The organism is Streptomyces sp. NPDC033131 (assembly GCF_055578365.1).
Genome location: NZ_JBVIPA010000008.1, coordinates 99099 through 121082 on the forward strand (window position 1 = coordinate 99099; position 21984 = coordinate 121082).

Here is a 21984-nt window from a genome sequence, read left to right on the forward strand (position 1 = left end):
GATGACAGACGTTTCCCGCCCTGCCCGCCCCGTGCTCCTGGGACAGAACCAGTACGGCAAGGCCGAGAACCGCGTCGTGAAGATCACGCGGGACGGCGCCACCCACCACATCAAGGACCTGAACGTCTCCGTGGCGCTCTCCGGCGACATGGAAGAGGTCCACTACTCCGGCTCGAACGCCAACGTGCTGCCGACCGACACCACCAAGAACACCGTGTACGCCTTCGCCAAGGAGCACGGCATCGAGTCCGCCGAGCAGTTCGGCATCCACCTGGCCCGGCACTTCGTCACGAGTCAGCAGCCGATCAAGACGGCGCGCATCCGCATCGAGGAGTACGCCTGGGAGCGGATCGAGCACTCCGGGAAGGGAGCGCACTCCTTCGTACGCAAGGGCCAGGAGACCCGGCTGACCCAGATCACGTACGACGGCGAGTCCTGGGAGGTCGTCTCCGGCCTCCAGGACCTCGTCGTGATGAACTCGACCGACTCCGAGTTCTGGGGCTACGTCAAGGACAAGTACACGACGCTTCCCGAGGCGTACGACCGCATCCTGGCCACCCAGGTCGCCGCCCGGTGGCGCTTCGACTGGTGTGACGACGAGCAGCGGATGCCCGACTGGGAGACGTCCTACGAGCAGGTGAGGAAGCACATGCTCCAGGCCTTCGCCGAGACGTACTCGCTGTCGCTGCAGCAGACCCTGTACCAGATGGGCTCGCGGATCATCGAGAGCCGCAGCGAGATCGACGAGGTCCGCTTCTCGCTGCCGAACAAGCACCACTTCCTCGTCGACCTCGAGCCCTTCGGGCTGAAGAACGACAATGAGGTGTACTTCGCGGCCGACCGCCCGTACGGCCTGATCGAGGCGACCGTCCTGCGGGACGGCTGCGAGGCGAAGATCCCGGTGGACCTCACCAACCCCTGATCGTCGCCATCCGCGGCACCCGCGGCCCGCCTGTGCGGGCCGCGGCACTCAAATCCCCGGGTCCTGCCGTGCCCACTCCCTTCAGCGAAAAGGACGAACCATGGCAGCAACCCAGCGCATCGTCATCGAGAACTGTTCGATCGCGACGGTGGACGCCGACGACACCGAGTACGCGAACGGCCACGTGGTCGTCGCCGGCAACCGCATCGAGGCGCTGGGCGCCGGCCAGGCCCCCGAGGGCCTGGAGAACGTCGTACGCAGGATCGACGCCACCGGCCACCTCGTGACCCCCGGCCTGGTCAACACCCACCACCACTACTACCAGTGGATCACCCGGGGCCTGGCCACCGACCACAACCTCTTCGACTGGCTCGTCGCGCTGTACCCGACGTGGGCGCGCATCGACGAGCAGATGGTTCGCGCGGCAGCACAGGGCTCGCTCGCGATGATGGCCCGCGGCGGTGTCACCACCGCCATGGACCACCACTACGTCTTCCCGCACGGCTCCGGCGACCTGTCCGGCGCGATCATCGGTGCGGCCCGCGAGATGGGCGTGCGCTTCACCCTCGCGCGGGGCTCCATGGACCGCAGCGAGAAGGACGGCGGCCTGCCCCCGGACTTCGCCGTCGAAACCCTGGAGGGTGCCCTCGCCGCGACCGAGGAGACCGTGCGGCAGCACCACGACGCCTCCTTCGACGCGATGACCCAGGTCGCCGTGGCGCCCTGCTCGCCCTTCTCCGTCTCCACCGAACTCCTCACGCAGGGCGCCGCGCTGGCCCGCCGCCTCGGGGTACGGCTGCACACCCACGGCTCGGAGACCGTGGAGGAGGAGCAGTTCTGCAAGGAACTGTTCGGCATGGGCCCGACCGACTACTTCGAGTCCACCGGCTGGCTCGGCGCGGACGTGTGGATGGCGCACTGCGTCCACATGAACGACTCCGACATCGCCGCCTTCGCCCGCACGAAGACCGGTGTCGCCCACTGCCCGTCCTCCAACGCCCGGCTGGCGGCGGGGATCGCGAGGGTCCCGGACATGCTCGCCGCCGGCGTCCCGGTCGGCCTCGGCGTCGACGGCACGGCGTCCAACGAGTCCGGCGAACTCCACACCGAACTGCGCAACGCCCTGCTCATCAACCGCCTCGGCGCCCACCGCGAGGCCGCCCTGAACGCCCGGCAGGCGCTGCGCCTCGGAACGTACGGCGGCGCCCAGGTCCTGGGCCGCAGCGCCGAGATCGGCTCCCTGGAACCCGGCAAGCTCGCCGACCTGGTGCTGTGGAACCTGGACACACTGGCCCACGCCTCCATCGCCGACCCGGTGACCGCCCTGGTCTTCGGCGCGGCGGCCCCGGTCACCGCCTCCTTCGTGAACGGCCGCCAGATCGTCGAGAACAACCGGCTGGTCACCGCCGACGAGGACGCGATCGCCCGCTCCACGCGCACCGAGGCGCGGCGGCTGGCGGAGATCGCCGGACGCTGACACCGGACCGGCGTACGGCACCTGATCTCCGGTCGAGAGGGACGGCTCCCGACCGGTGGCCGTGGACCCGAGCGGGGTCCACGGCGGCCGTGTCCGGGGCGCGCATGGACGTGCGCGCCCCGGAACGGCCATTGGTCCCGGTCCCGGTCCCGGTCCCGCGCGACCGTGCGCGACCGTGAGAGCCTCACCCCCGGCGGAACGCCTGGCAGGGCTGGGGGTCCGGCAGCCGTCCGGTGAAGTACGACCTCGGCGGCACCCCCATCAGGGTGCGGAAGTCGGACGTCATGTGCGACTGGTCGTAGTAGCCGGTGGCGGCGGCCAGTTCCGCCCAGGCGGCCCCGGGTGCCTCGGTCAGCACCTGACGCACGCGGTCGATGCGGGCGTAGTGCTTGGGGGACAGGCCCACGCCCTCCGTGAAGAGGTTGCGCAACTGCCGCTCGCTGACGGCGAGTTCCCGGGCCACGTCCTTGACCTGTGCGGGGGCGCGGCCGGGCCGCGTCGACAGGGCGTCGACGGCGGATCGCAGCAGGCGGGTACGCGAGCGGTCGGCCACCGGCAGATCCGGCAGCAGCTCCGTCAGATACGCCACCATCTCCTCCGGCGCCAACCCCGTGATCTCCGCGGCGAGTTGCCGTGCCGTTCCGGACGGCAACGAGCCCAGCGGCACGGCTCGCCCGACGAGGTCGACCGCCGGTGTGCCGAGCAACGGGCGCATGGTGCCCGGCCCCAGGCTCACCTGGACGCAGGACGCCACGCGACGGCCGCCGTCCGTGTAGTACGCGGCCCGGGTGCGGGGCCCGACGACCAGGGCGTCACGCCGGCCGTCCGCCTCGACCCGTACGACCAGCTTCGTCGCCGTGTCCGGCACATGGGCGAACGACGGCGGCAACTCCTCCCCGGCGCCCACCGACTCGATACCGCTGATCCAGGGACGCAGGGCGGCGGGTACGGTCACAGCGCGCTCGGCGAGGGCATTCGTCACCCTCCCCACGGTAGGCGCAGGCCCCCGTCGCGCGGGCCTCGCAACCGTGCCGGAATTTCCTAGCGACCGGGGGCGGCCGACCGTCAGCGTTGACCCCATGATCCTAGTGACCGGTGCCACGGGCACCATCGGCAGTGAAGTCGTACGACAGCTCGCGGCGCATGGCGAGAAGGTGCGCGCCATGACCCGTGACCCGGCGAAGGCCCAGGTGCCGGCGGGTGTGGAGGTGGTGCGCGGGGACTTCCTCGACCCGCGGTCCGTGGACGCGGCGCTGACCGGGGCGGCGGCCGTGTTCCTGGTGGCCGTACTCGGACCGGCCGACGGTGGGCGGGACGCCCGGCTGGTCGAGCGAGCGCGGACGGCGGGCGTCCGCCGGATCGTGAAACTCTCCGCCATCGGTACCGGCGATCCCGACTACGGCCCCTTCGGCACCTGGCATCTTCCGGGTGAGCAGGCACTGCGCGCGGGTGGCTCGGAGTGGACGATCCTGCGGCCGTCCTCCTTCGCCTCGAACACCCTCGGCTGGGCGGAGGCGGTGCGGGCGGGCCGGCCTGTGCCCGACATGACCGGGGACGGCCGACAGGGGGTCGTGGACCCGCGTGACGTCTCCGAGGCGGCCGTCGAGGCGCTGACCGGCTCCCGGCACTCGGGGCGGACCTACACGCTGACCGGGCCCGAGGCGATCACCGTCTCCGACCAGGCCGCCGAGGTCGCCGCCGTCGTGGGACGCCCGGTCACGACGCTCCGGCTCTCGCCGGACCGGATCCGCGAACAGCTGGCGGCCTCGGGGCTGGACGCGGCGGCCGTGGAGAGCGTCCTGGGCGGCCTCCTGTTCGCCCGGGAGGGCGGCAACGCGCAGGTCACCGACGACGTACGGGAGGCACTGGGGCGGCCGGCGCGGTCGTACCGGCAGTGGGTGGAGGACCACAAGGGCGTCTTCACCGGAGCCTGATGGGCAGGCGGCGGCGGGAGACGCACGGGCTCGTCCCAGTTTCTCAGAGCCCGAACAGGCTCGGGTCGGACGCCAGCTCCTTGAACTGCTCGCGTGGATCCGCCACCAGCTTGCGCTTCTCGAGGTCCATCAGGCCACCGACCGCCGTGATCTCGGCCGCCACCGTGCCGTCGGTCCTGCGGATCGTCTGCTCGATCCGGAACGTCTTGCCCTCGCCCCAGTGGAAGTCGCAGGTCACCTCGACCTCGTCGCCCGCCAGTAACTCGCGCCGGTAGCGGATGGTGGTCTCCAGGGCCACCGGGCCGACACCCTTGCCGATGAGACCGGCTTGGCTGATTCCGGCGGCCTGGAGCAGTGACCAGCGCGCGTGCTCCGCGTAGTTGAGGTACACGCTCTGGTTGAGGTGACCCTGCACGTCCGTCTCGTACCCGCGGACGGTCACCGGGACGGAAAACGGTTCGGTCACGGCTCCCCCTTCTCGTTGTGCTCGTCGTGGACGACCTGATCGACCGATCTTGGCATGTTCATCAGGTTCGGCGGGGGGACGCCAGCAGATACCGGTCTCTCGTCCGCGGCTCCGTGTGCTCGCCGACCTGCCAGCCCGCCCCTTCCAGTGTGGCGGCGCAGGCCCGCAGCTGCCCGGCGTCCGGCGCGTGCACGGCGACGGCCTCCGGCTGCGGGGTCGCCCGCACCCGGTAGCCCTGCGCGTCCTGCCCCTGCGGAGGGTGCCCCGCCGCTTCCAGGGCGAGCGCGGCGGCCTGCACCAGATGCGCGCGTTCCCAGCCGCAGGGCCGGTCCGTCGCACCGTCCTGGTTGGTCATCCGGCGCAGTTCCAGCAGCCCCTGCCAGGCGCTGTGGACCTCGCGGACGCGGCCGGGGCCGGTGTCCGGCTCCTCGTCGCCGCCGATGCGGGCGGTGAAGACGCCGGCTGACGGGGGTGGCTCGACGGAGGGCCCGGCAGAGGCGGCGGGGGTTTCCGGGGGCGCCTCCCGGATCCGGTGCCCCGCCGGTGTCAGGAAGTGGTCGTGGGGCGGCCGCGGATGCCGGAAGGCGAGCCCTCGCTTCACCAGCGCGGCGAGCTGCGTCTCGGTGCCCTTCAGCCGGCCGGTCACCGGATCGGCGGCGCCGATGACACGCCGCTGCGCGGCGGTGGGCGGTCTTGTCACGGCGTGCTCCTCCCCGTCGAACAGCCTGGTCGAAAGGGCTCCCGCCCCGCCGCGGCCGGCAGTCCGATCAGCCCGTTCGAAGACTACGACCCGGGTCTGACATTCCACCCGGCGATCACCGGCCGCCCGTGTTCGGTGCTCAGCCGGCACAGGGTCCCGGTCGCCAGCTGGAACAGGGCCCCGCCCGACGGCGGCAGCCCCAGCCGCCGGGCCGTGAGCACCCGCAGGAAGTGACCGTGCGCCACCAGCACCACGGCCCCCTCGGTGTCGGCCAGGGCCGCGTCCACCTTGGCCAGGATCCGGTCGGCCCGTTCGCCCACCTGCTCCGGACTCTCCCCGGGGTGGTCGGGCGGTCCGGGCACGACCCCGTCCGTGAACAGGAACCAGTCCGGCCGGGTGCGCCGGATCTCGACGGTGGTGACGCCCTCGTAACCGCCGTAGTCCCATTCGCGCAGGTCAGTGTCGACCCGGACGTCGTGCAGTCCGATGAGTTCGGCGGTCTCCCGGGCCCGTTGCAGCGGGCTGACGAACGCGGCCCCGATCCGGTGCGAGCGGATCAGCGGCACCAGGCCCCGTGCCTCCTGCCGGCCGCCTTCGGTCAGCGGGACGTCCGTCGAGCCGGTGTGCCGCCCGGACCGCGACCACTCGGTCTCGCCGTGCCGGACGAGGAAGAGATCACCCATGCGTCACAGGTTACGAGCCCACCGCTCCGGCCTCGCCGACCCGCGCTGGCCCGGCTCCTCAGTAGCTGGTCAGGACGACGAGTTGCCGGGTCGCCCTGGTCATCGCGACATAGTGGTCGACCGCTCCCTCGATGCCGTCGCCGAACTTCTCCGGGTCGATGAGGACGACCAGGTCGAACTCGAGCCCCTTCGACAGTTCCGGGGTCAGTGACCGGACGCGGGAGGCCGTCCGGAAGGTGGGATCGCCGATGACACAGGCGATCCCGTCGGCGTGTGCGGCGAGCCAGGTGTCGAGGACCGAGTTCAGCTCCGAAGCCGACCCGTGGACGACCGGGACGCCGCTGCTGCGGATGGAGGCCGGCACGTTGGCGTCCGGGAGCGCGGCCCGGATGACCGGCTCGGCCTCCGCCATGATCTCTTCCGGTGTCCGGTAGTTGACGCTCAGCGAGGCCAGGTTGATCCGGTCGAACCCGACCCGCTCGAGCCGTTCCTGCCACGACTCGGTGAACCCGTGCCTGGCCTGGGCCCGGTCCCCGACGATGGTGAAGCTCCGGGAGGGGCAGCGCAGCAGCAGCATCTGCCACTGGGCGTCGGTCAGCTCCTGGGCCTCGTCGACGACGATGTGCGCGAACGGGCCGGCGAGCAGGTCCGGGTCGGGTCCGGGCAGTGCGGTCTCGTCTACCAGGGCGTCCTGCAGATCCTGCCCGTGCAGCATCGTCACGGCGCCTTCGCCGTCGTCGTCGGCCGAGAGCAGCATGTCGACGACCTTGGCCATCTGCTCGCGTTCGGCGGCGACGGAGGCCTTGCGCCGCCGCTCACGCAGTGCCGCCTCCGGGTCGCCGAGCCGCTGCCGTGCCGCGTCCAGGAACGGCAGGTCGGAGACCGTCCAGGCCTGGGCGTCCGCGCGCTGCAGCAGCCGGACCTCGTCGGGATCGAGCCAGGGAGCGCACCTGCGCAGGTAGGCGGGGACCGACCACAGGTCTCCGACGAGGTCGGCCGCTTCGAGCAGCGGCCACGCGCGGTTGAAGGCCGTGAGCAGCTCCCTGTTCCGGCGCAGCGACTTGCGCAGCAGTTCGGGCGGGACGTCGTCGCCCTCGTGCTTGTCCACCAGGATCGTGAGCAGTTCCTCCAGGACCTGGTCGCGCGCGTCGTTGTGCGGAGTGCCGGGTTCCGCGCCCTCGAACGCGACGGCCCAGTCCTCGGCGCTCAGCTGGATGTCGGACCAGTGGGTCGTGACCGTCATCCCCTTGGCGGGCGGTTCCTCGTAGAACCGGACGGCCGCCTCGATCGCCTCCACCAGGTCCGCGGACGACTTCAGAAGGGCCACGTCCGGGTCGGCCTCGACCGCCGCCGCGGCTCCCTCGGCGACGAGGTCCCGCAGGGTGCAGGTCTGCACGCCCTCCTCGCCGAGGCTGGGGAGGACGTCGGCGACGTAGGCGAGGTAGGGCCGGTGCGGGCCGACGAACAGCACGCCGCCCCGGCGGTGACCGAGGCGGGGGTCGGCGTAGAGGAGGTAGGCGGAGCGGTGCAGGGCGACGACGGTCTTTCCCGTACCGGGGCCGCCGTCGACGACGAGGGCGCCGCGGGATCCCGCGCGGATGATGGCGTCCTGGTCGGCCTGGATGGTGCCGAGCACGTCGCGCATCCGTGAGGACCGGTTGCTGCCCAGGCTGGCGATGAAGGCGGACTGGTCGTCGAGCGCGGCGTGCCCGACCAGCCCCCCCGGGGTGAACACCTCGTCCCAGTAGTCGCTGATCCGGCCGCGGGTCCAGCGGTACCTGCGGCGGCTGGTCAGGCCCATCGGGTTGCCGTGGGTGGCTCCGAAGAACGGCTCGGCGGCGGGGGAGCGCCAGTCGAGCAGCAGCCGACGGCCCTCGCTGTCGGTGAGGCCGAGGCGGCCGACGTACACGGGCTCGGAGTCGTCGGCGCCGACCATGTGTCCGAGGCACAGGTCCAGCCCGAAGCGACGCAGGGCGCGCAGCCGCGCGGTCAGCCGGTGGATCTCCGTGTCCCGGTCCATCGCCTGCCGGCCCACGCCGCCGGGCGCCCTGCGCTCCGCGTCGAGGCGGTCGGACACTTCGGCGATCGACTGCTCCAGGCACTGGGCGACGGCCGCGAAGTGCTGCTCGTCGCGGGCGATCAGCGCCGGGTCCGCCTTGGCGGAAAGCCGGTCGGGAAGGTCGAACGCGCTGGTGGTCAGGGGGTTCATGTCATCACTCCGCTATGAGGTCGCTTGCGACCAGTGCGCACGGCAAGGCGTCCGGACCGGCACGAACCTGGTGGCCATGACGAGCGGCGCTCCGCTGCGGCGTGGACCCCATGGCCATTGTCGGTTCAGGTCGCCAGGGTGCGCAGATTCTCGTGTTCCGGGTCCTGGCTCGACGATCCCGCACGCTTCACCCGGACATGGACGGCCTTTCTCGGCTGACCGCGTCGAGCAGCAGCTTGGCGGCCACCGTCGCCCCGTCGGTGCGGATGGTGCCGGCCACGGCCCTCGCCCGTGCACCGGTCTCGGGAGCCGGGGCCGTGGTGACCGCGTCCGACTGGGCGGCGATCACCTCGGCCGGGCGCCGGGGCAGGGACGACGGCGGCGGCGCCGCCGTCGTCAGCGCGCGCGCCGACGGGCCGACGGACAGCAGCGGCACGCCGACACCGGCGAGCGGCTTCGCGAACTCCTCGTCCGCCGGCGCGCACACCCGGACCTCAACGCCGAGTTCCCGCAACCGCACCGCGAGTCCCGCCATCGGTCGCACGTCCCCGCGCGACCCGTACGTCGACAACAACACGCGCACTTCGCGGCTCCCAGTTTTCCGTGAATTTCCGGCCCAGGTCGGCGATTCTGCGGTACGACCGGGGCCTTGCCGCAAGCCCCCCTGTGCGCTATACGTTGTAAGTGGCGGGGAGTGCGTCGCGCCTCCAGGGGCAGGCGCGGATGGCGCCACGCCGGCGGCGCTACTGCCGATACCCGCTCAGGAACCGCCCGATCCGCCCGATGGCCGCCTCCAGGTCGTCCGCGTAGGGGAGGGTCAGGATGCGGAAGTGATCGGGGGCCGGCCAGTTGAAGCCGGTGCCCTGCACCACCTGGATCTTCTCCCGCAGCAGCAGGTCGAGGACGAACTTCTCGTCGTCGTGGATCTTGTGGACCTTGGGGTCGAGACGCGCGAACGCGTACAGCGCGCCCTTCGGCTTCACGCAGGACACACCGGGGATCTCGTTGAGCTTCTCCCAGGCCACGGTCCGCTGCTCGTGCAGACGTCCGCCCGGCTCGGTCAGCTCGCGGATGGACTGCCGGCCGCCGAGCGCGGCCTGGATGGCGTACTGGGCCGGAGCGTTGGCGCACAGTCGCATGGAGGCCAGCATCGTCAGGCCCTCCAGGTAGTCGCGGGCGTGCTGCCGGGGACCGGTGACGACCATCCAGCCCGAGCGGAAGCCCGCCACCCGGTACGTCTTGGACAGGCCGCAGAAGGTCAGGACGACCAGGTCGGGGGCGAGGGCCGCAGCCGAGTGGTGCACGGCGTCGTCGTACAGGATCTGGTCGTAGATCTCGTCGGCGAAGACCAGCAGGCCGTGCCGGCGTGCCAGGTCGAGGATGCCCTCGACGATCTCCTTCGGGTAGACGGCACCGGTCGGGTTGTTCGGGTTGATGATGACCACGGCCTTGGTGCGGTCCGTGATCTTCGACGCCATGTCGTCCAGGTCCGGGTACCAGTCGGCCTGTTCGTCGCACAGGTAGTGCACGGCCTTGCCGCCGGCGAGGGTCGTCACCGCGGTCCAGAGGGGGAAGTCCGGGGCGGGGATGAGGACTTCGTCGCCGTCCTCCAGCAGCGCCTGTACGGCCATCGAGACCAGCTCGGAGACGCCGTTGCCGAGGAAGACGTCGTCGACGCCGACCTCCAGCCCGAGCGTCTGGTAGCGCTGGGCGACCGCCCGGCGGGCGGACAGGACACCGCGCGAGTCCGTGTAGCCGTGCGCCTGCGGCAGCATCCGGATCATGTCCTGGAGGATCTCCTCCGGCGCCTCGAAGCCGAACAGCGCGGGATTGCCCGTGTTCAGCCGCAGCACGCTGTGGCCCGCCGCCTCCAGCGCGTCGGCGTGCTCGATCACCGGACCGCGGATCTCGTAACAGACCTCGCTCAGCTTGCTCGACTGCCGGAACTCCATGCGCTTACGCCCCTCCGGTTGTGGTGTTGCTTGGTTTTACCAAGTTCGAGCTTGGAAAGTCCAACAACTTGTTTACACTGCGTCGCATGTCACCTCGCCGAAGCTACGACCAGTACTGTTCCGCCGCCCGGGCGCTCGATGTCGTCGGCGACCGCTGGACACTCCTGATCGTCCGGGAGCTGCTCGCCGGTCCGCGCCGCTACACCGACCTGCACGCCGACCTGCCGGGCGTCAGCACGGACGTACTCGCCTCGCGGCTGAAGGACATGGAACGGGACGGCCTCACGACCCGGCGCAGGCTGCCGCCGCCCGGTGCGGCGTTCGTGTACGAACTGACCGCACGGGGACGCGAGTTGCTGCCGGTGCTCCAGGCGCTGGGGCACTGGGGGCAGGCCGAGCTGGGCGAGCGGCGGCCCACCGACGCCGTACGGGCGCACTGGTTCGCACTGCCGCTCCTGCGGGCGCTGGAAGGCGAGGGACTCGTCGAAGTACGGCTCGATGAGGGTGAGTTCCATCTGCACGTCGGCGCCGGGGACGGTCCCGTGTACGGCGACGGGCCCGCTCCCGCGGAGCCCGACGCGCGGCTGGTCCTGGACACCGGCACCTGCCTGGCGGTCGGCCGGGGCGAGGTCGGCGTGCCGGAGGCGGTGCGCGCCGGCCGTATCGAGGTGACGGGCGAGGGCACTCTCGCGAAGGCGCTGCGCGAGGCCTGAGCGCGCCAAAGCCCGCCGTGCCGAAGCACGGCGGGCCTCTGACGCTTCGATCAGGCGCCTGGCGGCACCCGCGACGGCCGCCCCGACCCGCGCGTCAGCGAGTACCCGCCGACCCCCGCGAGCGCGGCCAGTACGCCACCGAGCGCGGTCCACACCCACCGGTCGGACCACCAGCCGGAGGACCAGCCGTCGTCCGGCTCGATGCTGGACAGCACGGCGGAGGCGGACGCGTCGTCCTCGTCGGTCCCGGAGGTGACCGCGATGCCCGGCACCAGGGGTTCGCCGAGCGAGCCGTCCACCGCGGCCGAACCGCCGATGTCCTTGGAGCCGACCCGGAGTTCGGTCTCGACCGGCAGGCCCAGGTCGGCCGTCGTGAGGCCGACGGCCGTCAGGCGGACGTAGTACGTCCCGGGCAGCGGGTCGTTCGCCCACGGCTCCGACCAGGCGCGGACCGTGCGCAGGACGCAGGCCAGCTCCACGGAGGCCGCCTCTGCCCCCGCGGTACGCGTCTGCGCACCGTACTGGCAGGCCTGGCGGCGGCGCAGACCGTCGTACACGTCGATCTGCCAGGTCTCGGCGGCGTGCGTCTCGGGCAGTTTCACCGTCGCCTCGACCGTCGGGCGCTGCCCGGCGTCCGCGGGGAACGACCAGTACAGGTAGTCGCCCGCGGAGCCGTTCGCGGTGGCCGTGTGGCCCTGCTCGATCTCGGTCGCCGTACGGAAGGAGGTGCCCGCCTCGGTGGGCGCCCCGCCGTCCTTCGAAGCCGAGGGAGTGGGCGAGGAGTCGGCCGCGGCCGGCGCGGCCGCGAGGCCGAGCATCAGCAGGCAGGCGCTGAACGCGCGGGTGATCCGCATCAGTTGGTCCTCCAGACCGCGAGCCGCCAGCGTGACAGCCAGCCCCAGACCAGACCGGCCAGGAAGCCGGTGAGGATCAGCGCGCCGAGCAGCCACCAGCCGCGCCCGAGGCCGAAGGAGGCCACGTCGCTCGCCGGCGACGGCCCGTCCACCACGTCGACGGTCAGCTCCAGCGGCAGACCCGGCGTGGTCTGCACCCCGGAGGCGGCGGAGAAGGAGTGGGTGACCTGGAGACACACCGTCTCGGCCGGCGCGTCATCCTCGCCGCTCTCCGCCTCGGGGTACCGCAGCCCCGTCGAGACCACGTCGGTGCGGCCGTCACCCGCGGCCTCCCCGCGCACGATCTCGCGGCCGTGCACCGTGACCGCCCGCAACAGCACCCCGTAGGAGGGGTTCACGGCCCGGTCGGCGCCCACGCTCACCGAGGCGCGCAGCTCCTGGCCGGGCTCGACGTCCACCCGGTACCAGCGCTGCTGCCCGAACTCCTCGCGGTCGGTGTACAGGCCGGACTTCACGGCCGGCGCCTCGGCGCACCGGGCGGCGCCCTCCACGGCCACCGGCACCACCACCGGATCGGCGGCACGGTCCACCAACTGGTTGACCCGGTCGGTGAGTTCGTCGGTGTGCTCCACCGAGGTGTACGTCCCGCCGGTCGCCTCGGCGATGCAGCTGAGCTGCTGCCGCATCTTGGCGTTCGGGACCAGGCCGAGGGTGTCGATGGTCAGCCCGATGCCCTTGGCGGCGATCTCGCGGGCCACCTCGCACGGGTCGAGCGGGGCGCAGGTGTCCTCGCCGTCGCTGATGAGCACGATCCGCTTGGAGCCGTCGCCGTCGAAGTCGCCGGCCGCCTTGAGGAGGGCGGGGCCGATCGGCGTCCAGCCGGTGGGGGCGAGGGTCGCCACCGCCGTCTTGGCCTCGGTGCGGTCCAGCGGGCCGACCGGGTAGAGCTGCGCGGTGTCCTTGCAGCCCGTCTTCTGGTTGTCGCCGGGGTAGTTGGCACCGAGGGTCCGGATGCCCAGGTCGACGTCCTCGGGCGTGGCGTCCAGTACCTCGTTGAACGCCTGCTTCGCGGCCGCCATGCGCGTCCCGCCGTCGATGTCCCGGGTCCGCATGGAGCCGCTGACGTCGAGGACGAGGTCGACCTGGGGGGTGGTCTCGCCGGTCGGTTCGCCGGCGAGGGCCGCGACCGGGAAGGCGATCCCGGCCGTCAGGGCGGCGAGCAGGGCGCACACTCCCGCCGCCAGCCGTTTACTTGTGATCATCGGCGGATCCTATTGATCAGGAGTGCCGGCCTCCAAAACGGCCCGTCAGAGCAGCGGACCGGGCAGCTGGGTCCACTGGTCGCCGGGAGCCCCCGGCGACAGCCGCATCAGCGTCAACGCCTTGGCCGGCAGCGGCTCTTCGAGCAGCGCGGCGAGATCGGGGGTACGCGGAAGGTCTCGTACGGCCGTCCCCATCGCGCCCCGCAACGCCGCCCCCGACCCCGCCGTACCGGCCAGCGCGCCGGCCACCAGTGAACCGAACAGCTTGCGGCGCAGGGTCGTCTCGTCGTCCGTGACGATCCGTCCGGTCAACTCCGGGGCCGGGATGCCGTGCCGGGCCAGCCGGGCCGGGCTGACCCGGATGTCGGCGAGGTCGCGGTAGACCAGGCGCAGCGGGTCGCCGGTCGCGGACAGGACGACGAGGAGGTTCTGGCCGTGCGCCTCCAGGGCCACGCCCAGCTCCAGGAGGCGCAGGCCCACCGTGAGGGCGAGGCGGGTGAAGTCGGCCAGCCAGGCGGGGGAGCCGGGCAGTCCGGTGGCGGCGAGGGCGGCCACCGGCAGGACCCGTTCGCCGAGCTCGCTCGCCGCGTAGTCCTGCGGCGACTGGCGCAACACCGCCGCCAGGTCGGGGGAGTTGGCGGTGACCGCGCCCAGGGTGCGGGTGATGTGCAGCAGGCCGTCCAGGCGGGCGGCCAGCGCCTGGGCGAACGCCGACAGGGTCGCGGACAGGGTGATCGAGTAGACGGAGATGTCCCGCACCGAGGAGGTCAGCCGGGCGCTCAGCGCGGTCTTGACGTGCGGCCCGTCCGGCAGCGCGAGGGTGCGCAGGGCCATCAGGGGGTGAGCCGGGAGCCCTTCCTCGCTCGGACGTTTGAGCACATGCTCCGCCTGCCATGGGTGCACCGGCACCAACAGCCGCCCCCCGTCCCGCATTCCGTCCGGCCAGTCACCCGTCACCAGGCACTCGCCGGCCGGAACCGGCACCAGCCCCAGCCGTACCACCGGCGCGTGCTCGGGCCCGTAGGCGAGCTGCTCGGCCACCGAGAAACCGGGCCGGGAACGGCAGCCCGGATGAAACGGATGCCCGTCGACCAGCCGCTGCTCCCACTCCCAGTCGTATACCGGCCACTCTTGCGAGTGGGCCGGCGCACCGGCCCGAGACAGCGCCAACGACGCCACACTGTGGCCGAGTTCGGCCGCGAAGTCCCTGCCGTGCGCGACGGTGAGGTCGCTCATCAGCCGCGCCGGTTCGTCGTACGACAGGTGGTCGAGCCGCACCTCGGTGACGTACGCGGCCGTGGAGTACGGGTCCGGGTGCGGGCCGTCCAGCCGGCGGCCGTCCGAAAGGCGCACCGTGAGCCCGTCCCGGCCGGCGGCGCGGCCCGCGACCCACGGCAGCGGCTCATGGGCGAGCGCACGCCACAGCCGGGTCAGCACGGCCGCACGGGCGCCCGGCAGCTCGGCCGTGTACCGCGGCACGAGGTCGGGACGTACGGCGGCCAGCTCGCCGGCGACCTCGGCCTCGGCGGAGAAGGGACGGTGCACGGGCGGGCTCCTCGGGTACGGAAGGGATGTCACGACAGGGGGTGACGACAGACATACTGATCGTCTCCGCCCGAACGGACCGTAGAGAACGAGTGGAACGCGTGGATCTCATCCCCCCGCCCGCCGACGACGCCGCACCACGCGACGACGTGGCGGACCGCGCCGACGCGTACGCGGCGGCGCCCCTTCTGAACTGCCTGCTGCGGGAGGTGGCCGAACCCCTCCCGCGAACCGGCGAACCCGGCGCACACCGGGTGCACCGGCTGCCGGGAGGCAGACTGCTGCGGGTGCGCGGGCAGCGGCGGCCCGCCGCACCCGAGGTGTGCGCGGCGGACGGCTGGCAGCCCGTCAGCCATCCCGAACTCGTCAAACTCGTCGCCGAGGAACTGGTCCGCCACACCGGACTGTCCAACCACGAACTGCCCGCGGAGATGCTCGACAGCCGGGACGCGGTGGCCGCGCTGCTCACCGCCCGCGCCCGGGCGACGCCGCCCGAGGACCCGTACCTGCTCTCCGAGCAGTGCCTCATCACCGGCCACCCCCACCACCCGGCGCCCAAGGCCCGCGGCGGCGGCCCCGCCGCCGGCTGGCTGCCGTACGCCCCCGAGGCACACGCCCGCTTCCCGCTGACACTGCTCGGGCTGCGCGCGGACAGGGTCGTCGAGGAGGGCGACACCTCGGCCCTCGACGCGCTCGGCGAGGCCCCGCCCGGCTACCGGCTGCTGCCCGCCCACCCCTGGCAGCTCGACCTCGTCGCCCGCGACCTCGCCCCCGCCTTCGCCGACGGCCGCCTGGTCCACCTGGGCACGACCGCCCGCGCGACCTGGCCGACGGCCGCGATCCGCACGCTGTACGCGCCCGAACGCGACCTCTTCCTGAAGTTCAGCCTCGACGTGCGCATCACGAACGACATCCGCCGGCTGTGGCGTCACGACCTGCTGAGCATGCGCCGCACGGACACGGCGGCACGCGAGGCGTTCGCCGCGATCGCCGGCCCGGCGGCCTGGCTTGGCGACAACGGCTACCGCACCGCGGACTTCGCCTTCGAGGAGCTCGCCGTCCTGGTCCGCGACGGACTGCGCGACCGGGTGGTGCCCGGCGCGACCCCCCTGCTGGCCGCCGGCCTCGTGGAGGGCTTCGACGGCAGTCCGCTCGCCGCCGCCGAAGACCCGGCGGCATGGTGGGAGGCCTATCTCGCCCAGGTCGTGCCCCCGGCCCTGGCGGCCTTCGCCGACCACGGCGTCGTACTCGAAGCACACCTGCAGAACACACTGGTCGCCGTGGACGCCGGGGGAACACCGGTGCAGGCGCTGTTCCGTGACGCCGAGGGCGTGAAGCTGCTGCCGGACGTGTCCCGGGCCGCGGGCTGGGAGCGGCTGGTGTACTGCCTGGTCGTCAACCACCTCTGCGAGGTCGCCGGGGCCCTGGCCGAACACCACCCCGGCCTCGACCCCTGGCCCGCCGCCCGCCGCGAGCTGTCCCGGCACCACCTCCCCGAGACCGCCGCCCTGCTCGCCTCGCCCACCCTGCCCGGCAAGACCAACCTCCTGCTGCGCTGGACCGGCGCGGACGGCGCCGACGCCCGCTACCTGCCGCTGCCCAACCCGCTCGCAGGGCCTTCGCGGGGCGAGCACTGACATACCCTGGCCGGTGTGCTGCGCGATGTGACTGCTGTCCGATACGTGAACCCGCTGCGGTCCGGCGGCTCCGTGCCCGGAGTCGTCGAGGCCGACGACCTGGGGACGTACGTCGTCAAGTTCACCGGCTCCGCCCAGGGCCGCAAGGCGCTGGTCGCCGAGGTGATCGTGGGCGAACTGGCCCGCGCCCTCGGACTGCGTTTCCCCGAGCTGGTCCTCGTCCACTTCGACCCCGCGATCGCCGACCACGAGCCGCACCAGGAGGTGCGCGAACTCCACGGGGCCAGCACCGGACTGAACCTCGGCATGGACTACCTGCCGGGAGCCGAGGACTTCACACCCGAGGTCGCCAAGACCTTCCGCGTCGACCCGCTGGAGGCCGGCCAGGTCGTCTGGCTGGACGCCCTGACCGTCAACGTGGACCGCACGGTGCACAGCTCGAACCTCATGATCTGGCCCACCTTCGGGACCGTACCGCCGCGTCTGTGGCTGATCGACCACGGGGCCGCGCTCGTCTTCCACCACCGCTGGGACGGATCGGATCCCGGGAAGGCGTACGACTTCCGGCACCACGCGCTCGGCCACTACGCGCCGGACGTGCGGGCGGCGGACGCGGAGCTGGCGCCCCTGGTCACCGAGACGCTGCTGCGCGAGATCGCGGCCGAGGTCCCCGACGCCTGGCTGGCCGAGGAGCCGGGCTTCGCCACCCCGGACGACGTCCGCCAGGCGTACGTCGACTACCTCCACGCGCGCGTGCGGGCATCCGCGTCCTGGCTCCCCACCGACTTTCCCACCCGGGACGAACTCGCCGCCGAGGAAGCCCTCCGCGCGGCGAAGACACAGCGAGGCCGGCCGGACTGGCTCAAGCGGGTCCCCGACCTGCACGGCAAACCGGCGGCGGAACAGGATTGGTCGGTGCACCTCCAATGAGTGACCTCCAGCGCGTCGAGATCGAGTACTGCACCCAGTGCCGCTGGCTGCCGCGGGCCGCCTGGCTGGCGCAGGAACTCCTGACGACCTTCGAGACCGAGCTCACGGAACTGTCCCTGAAGCCCGGCAAGGGCGGGATCTTCGTGGTCAGGGTCAACGACGAGGTCGTCTGGGACCGCCGCGAACAGGGCTTCCCGGAGCCGACCGCGGTGAAGCAGGCCGTACGCGACCGAGTGGCCCCGGGAAAGTCCCTGGGCCACTCGGACAAGTGAGGTCCTAGCCGCGCAGCTGCTCGTACGCCGGCAGCGTCAGGAAGTCCGCGTAGTCCTCGTCGAGCGCGACCTCCAGAAGCAGGTCGTGGGCCTGCTGCCAGTGACCGGCGGCGAAGGTTTCCTCGCCGAGCTCGCTCCTGAGGTTCCGCAGCTCCGTGGCGGCGACCTCGCGGGCCAGCTCCGGCGTCGCCTTCACGACGTTCCCCGCGTGCTCGAACTCGACGCCGGCGTTGATCCACTGCCAGATCTGCGAGCGGGAGATCTCCGCGGTCGCCGCGTCCTCCATCAGGTTGAAGATGGCGACCGCGCCGAGACCGCGCAGCCAGGCCTCGATGTAACGGATGCCGACCTGGACGGCGTTGACGAGACCGTCGTACGTCGGCCTCGCGTCGAGGGAGTCGACGGCGATCAGGTCGGCCGCCTTGACGTCGACGTCCTCGCGCAGCCGGTCCTTCTGGTTCGGCCTGTCGCCGAGGACCGCGTCGAAGGAGGCCATGGCGATCGGCACCAGGTCCGGGTGGGCCACCCACGACCCGTCGAAACCGTCGTTCGCCTCGCGGTCCTTGTCGGCCTTCACCTTCTCGAACGCGACCTTGTTGACCTCCTCGTCGCGCCGGGAGGGGATGAACGCCGCCATGCCGCCGATCGCGTGCGCGCCCCGCCTGTGGCAGGTGCGGACGAGGAGTTCGGTGTACGCGCGCATGAACGGGGCCGTCATCGTCACGGCGTTGCGGTCCGGGAGGACGAACTTGGCGCCGCCGTCACGGAAGTTCTTGACGATGGAGAACAGGTAGTCCCAGCGGCCGGCGTTCAACCCCGAGGCGTGGTCACGGAGTTCGTAGAGGATCTCCTCCATCTCGTACGCGGCCGTGATCGTCTCGATGAGCACGGTGGCGCGGACGGTGCCCTGGGGGATGCCGACGTAGTCCTGCGCGAAGACGAACACGTCGTTCCACAGGCGGGCTTCGAGGTGCGACTCGGTCTTCGGGAGGTAGAAGTACGGGCCCTTGCCGAGGTCGAGCAGCCGCTGGGCGTTGTGGAAGAAGTACAGGCCGAAGTCGACGAGGGCGCCGGGGACCGGGCTGCCGTCGCTGTCGACGAGGTGCCGCTCGCCCAAATGCCAGCCGCGGGGCCGCAGGACGACGGTGGCGAGCTCGGCGTCGTCCTTGAGGGCATACGACTTGCCGGACCCCGGGTCGGTGAAGTCGATGTTCCGGGTGTACGCGTCGACCAGGTTGATCTGACCGAGGACGACGTTCTCCCAGGTCGGCGCGGAGGCGTCCTCGAAGTCCGCGAGCCAGACCCTGGCGCCAGAGTTGAGGGCGTTGATGGTCATCTTGCGGTCGGTGGGGCCGGTGATCTCGACCCGGCGGTCGTTCAGGGCCGCGGGGGAGGGGGCCACCCTCCAGGAGTCGTCCGCGCGGATCGCGGCGGTCTCCGGGAGGAAGTCGAGCGTGGAGGTACGGGCGATCTCGGCGCGGCGCTCCGCACGGCGGGCGAGGAGTTCGTCACGCCGGGGCGTGAACCGGCGGTGCAGCTCGGCCACGAAGGCGAGGGCCGCGTCGGTGAGGACCTCCTCCTGCCGGGGCAGGGGCTCGGCGTCGACGATGGCCAGCGGGGACGGCGCTGGTGCGGACATGAGCTGTCACTTCCTTCAGCGAGCGTGGCACCGGGTGCCAGTCGACCACGGTACGGCGGGGGACGCCCGGGCAGCGGACGGGCGCTTCTGGACAATGGATACTAGTTTCCTCATCGTGGAACTTCAATGGTTTGTTGATGTCGAGATTCTTCGAGTCGAGGGAAGGTGGCGCTCGGTGCCACCCCGCTCACTCAAGGTGCTTCAGGTCCGCGGCCGTGTCGATGTCGTACGGCTGAGCCACGTCCCCGCACTCGACGAGCGTGATCGCCTCCTCGTGGGCCTTCAGATAGGCGCGTGCCCCCCGGTCGCCGGTCGCAGTCCCGGCGATCCCCGCCCAGTGGGCGGCGCCGAAGAGAACCGGGTGGCCGCGCACACCGTCGTAGGCGGCGGAGACCAGTGACTGCTGTGACGTGTGAGCCGCGAGCACGCGGCCTGCCGCCTCCGCCCCGATGCCGGGCTGGTCGACGAGCGAGACCAGAGCAGCCTCCACGCCCGTACCCGCGAGCGAGTCGAGCCCCGCCCGCAGGGACGAACCCATGCCGTCGGCCCAGTCCGGGTTCTCCACGAGTACGCAGTCGCCGAGCTCCGCCCGCTCCCGTACGGCGGCGGCCCCGGCGCCCAGGACCACGTGGATCCGGGTGCAGCCGGCCGCGCGCAGCACACCCACCGCGTGCTCGACCAGCGGCCGCCCCCGGTGTTCGAGCAGCGCCTTGGGGCGTCCGCCGAGCCGGCGCCCGCCACCCGCGGCGAGAAGCAGCCCGGCCACCTGCCGTGTGTTGTCGGTCATGCGTCCTGCATACCTGACGCCCCGGCGGACACCGGGTTCCCCTGGGCTGAATTTCGGTCCGCGCAGTGGCGCACCCGGCGCGGGGTGGCGTTTACTGATCCGCGTTCCCCGGCGCCCGACCAGCGCGCAGTAGGGCGCGGCGGGAGCGGAGAAGGTGCGGGCGCACAACGGCGCGCGAGGGGGGAAGCTGTGTTGCGGAGCTTGGGGCAGAGACCGGTGAGCGGCAGCGACGAGGACCTGAGAGTGGCGGAACTGCGGACCGCGGTGTCCCGGCTGCGCCGCCAACTCGCCGCGCACCCCGCCGAGTTCCCGGACCGTGGCATCGCCGAGGACGAACTCGCCGCGCTGGCCGCGATGACGATCGAGGGGGCGCCCGAGATCCCACGGATGCGGCGGTCCCTGTTGGTGATCGCGGGGGCGATCGGGTCGGTGAGCGCGCTGTCCCGGGGGTTGTCCGAGGTGCGCGACGCGGTGGAGGGATTCGGGCAGCCGCCGCGGCGGTGAGGGCGCTCGGAACCCGCGGCGAGTCGCGCGTCCATCTCCTCGTCGGTGCGGGACCGGACCGTCCCCGCGGTTCGAGGCCGGGCGGAGGGATCTCGCGGCTCCGGCCGACGGCGACGAGTCGCGCGAGGGGAGGGGGGAGGGGGCGGGCGCCGGACGGCATGGGGTGCGGTGGACCCGGCGTGAAGCGGGCGGTCTCGGCGGCCTCGGCCAAGGGAGTGGACCGCGTCGCGAGGACCTGGCCGCCGTCCCGGACGGGGCGCCCGTCCTCGGTGTGAGGTCGCCGCTGCCCGGCGGCCGAGGCCGTACCGTCGTCTGCCCGCCGGGCTCGACTGCCGTTCGGCGGCGCGGACCGGCCGTGTGCGGGGACGAGCGCCGGGCCGCCGGTCCCCACCTCCCTGCGCCAAGGCCTGGAGCGGGCGTCGGCCGGTCCTCGGAGCGGTGATGGCCGCGCCGCTCGGCGCCCAGGCGGCCCGGCCGTCGGGTGCGGTCAACGCGCTGTCCGGTCGGTGCCGTCGGCGGACCGTCAGGCGGCCGGACCGCCCGAACTCGCCAGCACCTCCGACAGCTCCGCCGCCACCTGCTGGAGTACCGGCACGATCTTCTCCGTCGCCGCCTCCGTGACCCGGCCCGCCGGGCCCGAGATGGAAATGGCCGCCAGTGTGGGGGAGTTGGGAACGGACACCGCGAGGCAGCGGACGCCGATCTCCTGCTCGTTGTCGTCGACCGCGTAGCCCCGTCGCCGCACGTCCGCCAGCGCCGCGAGGAAGCCCTCCGGTGTGGTGATCGTCTTCTCCGTCGCGGCCGGCATGCCGGTGCGGGCCAGCAGGGCGCGCACCTCGCCGTCCGGGGTGTTCGCGAGCAGGGCCTTGCCGACGCCCGTGGAGTGCGGCAGGACGCGCCGGCCGACCTCGGTGAACATGCGCATCGTGTGCTTCGACGGCACCTGCGCCACGTAGACGATCTCGTCGCCGTCCAGCAGCGCCATGTTCGCCGTCTCACCGGTCTCCTCGACCAGCCGGGCGAGGTGAGGGCGCGCCCAGGTGCCGAGCAGACGGGAGGCGGACTCGCCGAGGCGGATCAGCCGCGGGCCGAGGGCGTAGCGGCGGTTGGACTGCTGGCGTACGTATCCGCAGACCACCAGGGTGCGCATCAGGCGGTGGATGGTCGGCAGGGGCAGCCCGCTGCTCGCGGAGAGCTCGCTGAGACCGACTTCGCCGCCCGCGTCCGCCATCCGTTCCAGCAGGTCGAAGGCGCGCTCGAGGGACTGGACTCCGCCGCTGGCGGACTTCGCGGAGTCGGTGGTGCTGGCGCTGGACGTCGGCACGGCGCGTTCCTTTCGGGACAGGCGGGAAGGGCAGAAGCCTACCCGTGGGTCGGTTGACTCCCCGTTGGTGCGTAGCTACGTTCTGCCTGTCGGAATGTTAATTCCGTCTTGTGGAAACGTCCAGAGTGAGCGCCTTTGTGGTCCCCTGGGGAAGTGTGCCCTTGACGGCGTGAG

General features: G+C 72.3%; 21 protein-coding genes. 8 read left to right on the top strand and 13 right to left on the bottom strand.

The features are described from left to right. Position 1 precedes the first annotated feature (1 nt). Entirely contained in the window at positions 2-922 is a 921-nt protein-coding gene (gene pucL, locus ACZ5XS_RS13425; RefSeq protein ID WP_468650738.1) for a factor-independent urate hydroxylase, read from the top strand. A gap of 100 nt (positions 923-1022) precedes the next feature. Beyond that, a complete protein-coding gene (locus ACZ5XS_RS13430) occupies positions 1023-2399 on the top strand; it encodes an 8-oxoguanine deaminase (RefSeq protein WP_468650740.1) in 1377 nt (458 codons plus the stop codon). A 184-nt stretch (positions 2400-2583) separates the two neighbouring features. On the opposite strand, the gene ACZ5XS_RS13435 is transcribed toward ACZ5XS_RS13430, so the two are convergent. After that, complete coding sequence (locus ACZ5XS_RS13435; RefSeq protein WP_468650742.1) at positions 2584-3381, bottom strand: helix-turn-helix domain-containing protein; 798 nt, start codon at positions 3379-3381, stop codon at positions 2584-2586. Positions 3382-3478: 97 nt separating this feature from the next. On the opposite strand from ACZ5XS_RS13435, the gene ACZ5XS_RS13440 reads away from it, so the two are divergent. Continuing rightward, positions 3479-4333, top strand: coding sequence for an NAD(P)H-binding protein (locus ACZ5XS_RS13440; protein ID WP_468650744.1), 855 nt, complete (start codon positions 3479-3481; stop codon positions 4331-4333). Between the two features lie 43 nt (positions 4334-4376). On the opposite strand, the gene ACZ5XS_RS13445 is transcribed toward ACZ5XS_RS13440, so the two are convergent. From ACZ5XS_RS13445 to ACZ5XS_RS13470, 6 genes are all read right to left on the bottom strand, one after another. After that, positions 4377-4799 carry an acyl-CoA thioesterase gene (locus tag ACZ5XS_RS13445; protein WP_468650746.1) on the bottom strand — a complete coding sequence of 141 codons (423 nt, stop codon included), beginning with the start codon at positions 4797-4799 and terminating at the stop codon, positions 4377-4379. A 61-nt stretch (positions 4800-4860) separates the two neighbouring features. Next, positions 4861-5499, bottom strand: a complete 639-nt coding sequence (locus ACZ5XS_RS13450) for a hypothetical protein (RefSeq protein ID WP_468650748.1) — start codon at positions 5497-5499, stop codon at positions 4861-4863. 83 nt (positions 5500-5582) lie between these two features. Next, positions 5583-6182 (bottom strand): histidine phosphatase family protein, encoded by a 600-nt coding sequence (locus ACZ5XS_RS13455; protein WP_468650750.1) that lies wholly within the window; start codon positions 6180-6182, stop codon positions 5583-5585. A gap of 58 nt (positions 6183-6240) precedes the next feature. Then, the gene (gene helR / locus ACZ5XS_RS13460; protein ID WP_468650752.1) at positions 6241-8391 is read right to left on the bottom strand and encodes an RNA polymerase recycling motor ATPase HelR; all 2151 of its coding nucleotides are present in this window, start codon (positions 8389-8391) and stop codon (positions 6241-6243) included. Positions 8392-8578: 187 nt separating this feature from the next. Further along, a complete protein-coding gene (locus ACZ5XS_RS13465; RefSeq protein ID WP_468650754.1) occupies positions 8579-8926 on the bottom strand; it encodes a hypothetical protein in 348 nt (115 codons plus the stop codon). 208 nt (positions 8927-9134) lie between these two features. Further along, the gene (locus tag ACZ5XS_RS13470; protein WP_468650756.1) at positions 9135-10343 is read right to left on the bottom strand and encodes a pyridoxal phosphate-dependent aminotransferase; all 1209 of its coding nucleotides are present in this window, start codon (positions 10341-10343) and stop codon (positions 9135-9137) included. A gap of 86 nt (positions 10344-10429) precedes the next feature. Here ACZ5XS_RS13470 and ACZ5XS_RS13475 point away from each other — a divergent pair, with 86 nt between their 5' ends. Next, positions 10430-11056, top strand: a complete 627-nt coding sequence (locus tag ACZ5XS_RS13475) for a winged helix-turn-helix transcriptional regulator (RefSeq protein WP_468650758.1) — start codon at positions 10430-10432, stop codon at positions 11054-11056. A 50-nt stretch (positions 11057-11106) separates the two neighbouring features. Here ACZ5XS_RS13475 and ACZ5XS_RS13480 read toward each other — a convergent pair whose 3' ends face one another. From ACZ5XS_RS13480 to ACZ5XS_RS13490, 3 genes are read right to left on the bottom strand one after another with little or no spacing between them, the layout of a single operon-like run. Beyond that, positions 11107-11910 (bottom strand): hypothetical protein, encoded by an 804-nt coding sequence (locus tag ACZ5XS_RS13480; RefSeq protein WP_468650760.1) that lies wholly within the window; start codon positions 11908-11910, stop codon positions 11107-11109. Next, on the bottom strand, positions 11910-13172 hold the full coding sequence (locus ACZ5XS_RS13485) for a VWA domain-containing protein (RefSeq protein ID WP_468650762.1): 1263 nt from the start codon (positions 13170-13172) through the stop codon (positions 11910-11912). The genes ACZ5XS_RS13480 and ACZ5XS_RS13485 overlap by 1 nt, the downstream gene beginning before the upstream one ends. Before the next feature lie 45 nt (positions 13173-13217). Then, positions 13218-14717, bottom strand: a complete 1500-nt coding sequence (locus tag ACZ5XS_RS13490; RefSeq protein ID WP_468650764.1) for an IucA/IucC family protein — start codon at positions 14715-14717, stop codon at positions 13218-13220. A 92-nt stretch (positions 14718-14809) separates the two neighbouring features. Here ACZ5XS_RS13490 and ACZ5XS_RS13495 point away from each other — a divergent pair, with 92 nt between their 5' ends. Genes ACZ5XS_RS13495 through ACZ5XS_RS13505 form a run of 3 tightly spaced genes read left to right on the top strand, consistent with a single transcriptional unit; the run spans position 14810 to position 17556 of the window. Further along, complete coding sequence (locus ACZ5XS_RS13495; protein ID WP_468650766.1) at positions 14810-16354, top strand: IucA/IucC family protein; 1545 nt, start codon at positions 14810-14812, stop codon at positions 16352-16354. Positions 16355-16369: 15 nt separating this feature from the next. Beyond that, positions 16370-17284, top strand: a complete 915-nt coding sequence (locus ACZ5XS_RS13500) for a HipA family kinase (protein WP_468650768.1) — start codon at positions 16370-16372, stop codon at positions 17282-17284. Beyond that, on the top strand, positions 17281-17556 hold the full coding sequence (locus tag ACZ5XS_RS13505; protein WP_468650770.1) for an Rdx family protein: 276 nt from the start codon (positions 17281-17283) through the stop codon (positions 17554-17556). The genes ACZ5XS_RS13500 and ACZ5XS_RS13505 overlap by 4 nt, the downstream gene beginning before the upstream one ends. 4 nt (positions 17557-17560) lie before the next feature. Here the strand turns inward: ACZ5XS_RS13505 and aceB are convergent, their stop codons facing one another. Both aceB and ACZ5XS_RS13515 read right to left on the bottom strand, forming a co-directional pair. Continuing rightward, positions 17561-19195 (bottom strand): malate synthase A, encoded by a 1635-nt coding sequence (gene aceB, locus ACZ5XS_RS13510; protein WP_468650772.1) that lies wholly within the window; start codon positions 19193-19195, stop codon positions 17561-17563. A 187-nt stretch (positions 19196-19382) separates the two neighbouring features. Further along, entirely contained in the window at positions 19383-19982 is a 600-nt protein-coding gene (locus ACZ5XS_RS13515; protein ID WP_468650774.1) for a nucleotidyltransferase family protein, read from the bottom strand. Positions 19983-20171: 189 nt separating this feature from the next. Here ACZ5XS_RS13515 and ACZ5XS_RS13520 point away from each other — a divergent pair, with 189 nt between their 5' ends. Next, complete coding sequence (locus ACZ5XS_RS13520; RefSeq protein ID WP_468650776.1) at positions 20172-20486, top strand: DUF5955 family protein; 315 nt, start codon at positions 20172-20174, stop codon at positions 20484-20486. 523 nt (positions 20487-21009) lie between these two features. Here ACZ5XS_RS13520 and ACZ5XS_RS13525 read toward each other — a convergent pair. Beyond that, entirely contained in the window at positions 21010-21810 is an 801-nt protein-coding gene (locus ACZ5XS_RS13525; protein ID WP_217238959.1) for an IclR family transcriptional regulator, read from the bottom strand. Positions 21811-21984: the final 174 nt, after the last annotated feature.

Coding starts and splice junctions, on each gene's coding strand:
- ACZ5XS_RS13430 (WP_468650740.1), top strand. CDS start 1,023: ATGGCAGCAACCCAGCGCATCGTCATCGAGAACTGTTCGATCGCGACG.
- ACZ5XS_RS13505 (WP_468650770.1), top strand. CDS start 17,281: ATGAGTGACCTCCAGCGCGTCGAGATCGAGTACTGCACCCAGTGCCGC.
- ACZ5XS_RS13515 (WP_468650774.1), bottom strand. CDS start 19,982: ATGACCGACAACACACGGCAGGTGGCCGGGCTGCTTCTCGCCGCGGGT.
- ACZ5XS_RS13480 (WP_468650760.1), bottom strand. CDS start 11,910: ATGCGGATCACCCGCGCGTTCAGCGCCTGCCTGCTGATGCTCGGCCTC.
- ACZ5XS_RS13475 (WP_468650758.1), top strand. CDS start 10,430: ATGTCACCTCGCCGAAGCTACGACCAGTACTGTTCCGCCGCCCGGGCG.
- ACZ5XS_RS13470 (WP_468650756.1), bottom strand. CDS start 10,343: ATGGAGTTCCGGCAGTCGAGCAAGCTGAGCGAGGTCTGTTACGAGATC.
- aceB (WP_468650772.1), bottom strand. CDS start 19,195: ATGTCCGCACCAGCGCCGTCCCCGCTGGCCATCGTCGACGCCGAGCCC.
- ACZ5XS_RS13455 (WP_468650750.1), bottom strand. CDS start 6,182: ATGGGTGATCTCTTCCTCGTCCGGCACGGCGAGACCGAGTGGTCGCGG.
- ACZ5XS_RS13440 (WP_468650744.1), top strand. CDS start 3,479: ATGATCCTAGTGACCGGTGCCACGGGCACCATCGGCAGTGAAGTCGTA.
- ACZ5XS_RS13485 (WP_468650762.1), bottom strand. CDS start 13,172: ATGATCACAAGTAAACGGCTGGCGGCGGGAGTGTGCGCCCTGCTCGCC.
- helR (WP_468650752.1), bottom strand. CDS start 8,391: ATGAACCCCCTGACCACCAGCGCGTTCGACCTTCCCGACCGGCTTTCC.
- pucL (WP_468650738.1), top strand. CDS start 2: ATGACAGACGTTTCCCGCCCTGCCCGCCCCGTGCTCCTGGGACAGAAC.
- ACZ5XS_RS13465 (WP_468650754.1), bottom strand. CDS start 8,926: ATGGCGGGACTCGCGGTGCGGTTGCGGGAACTCGGCGTTGAGGTCCGG.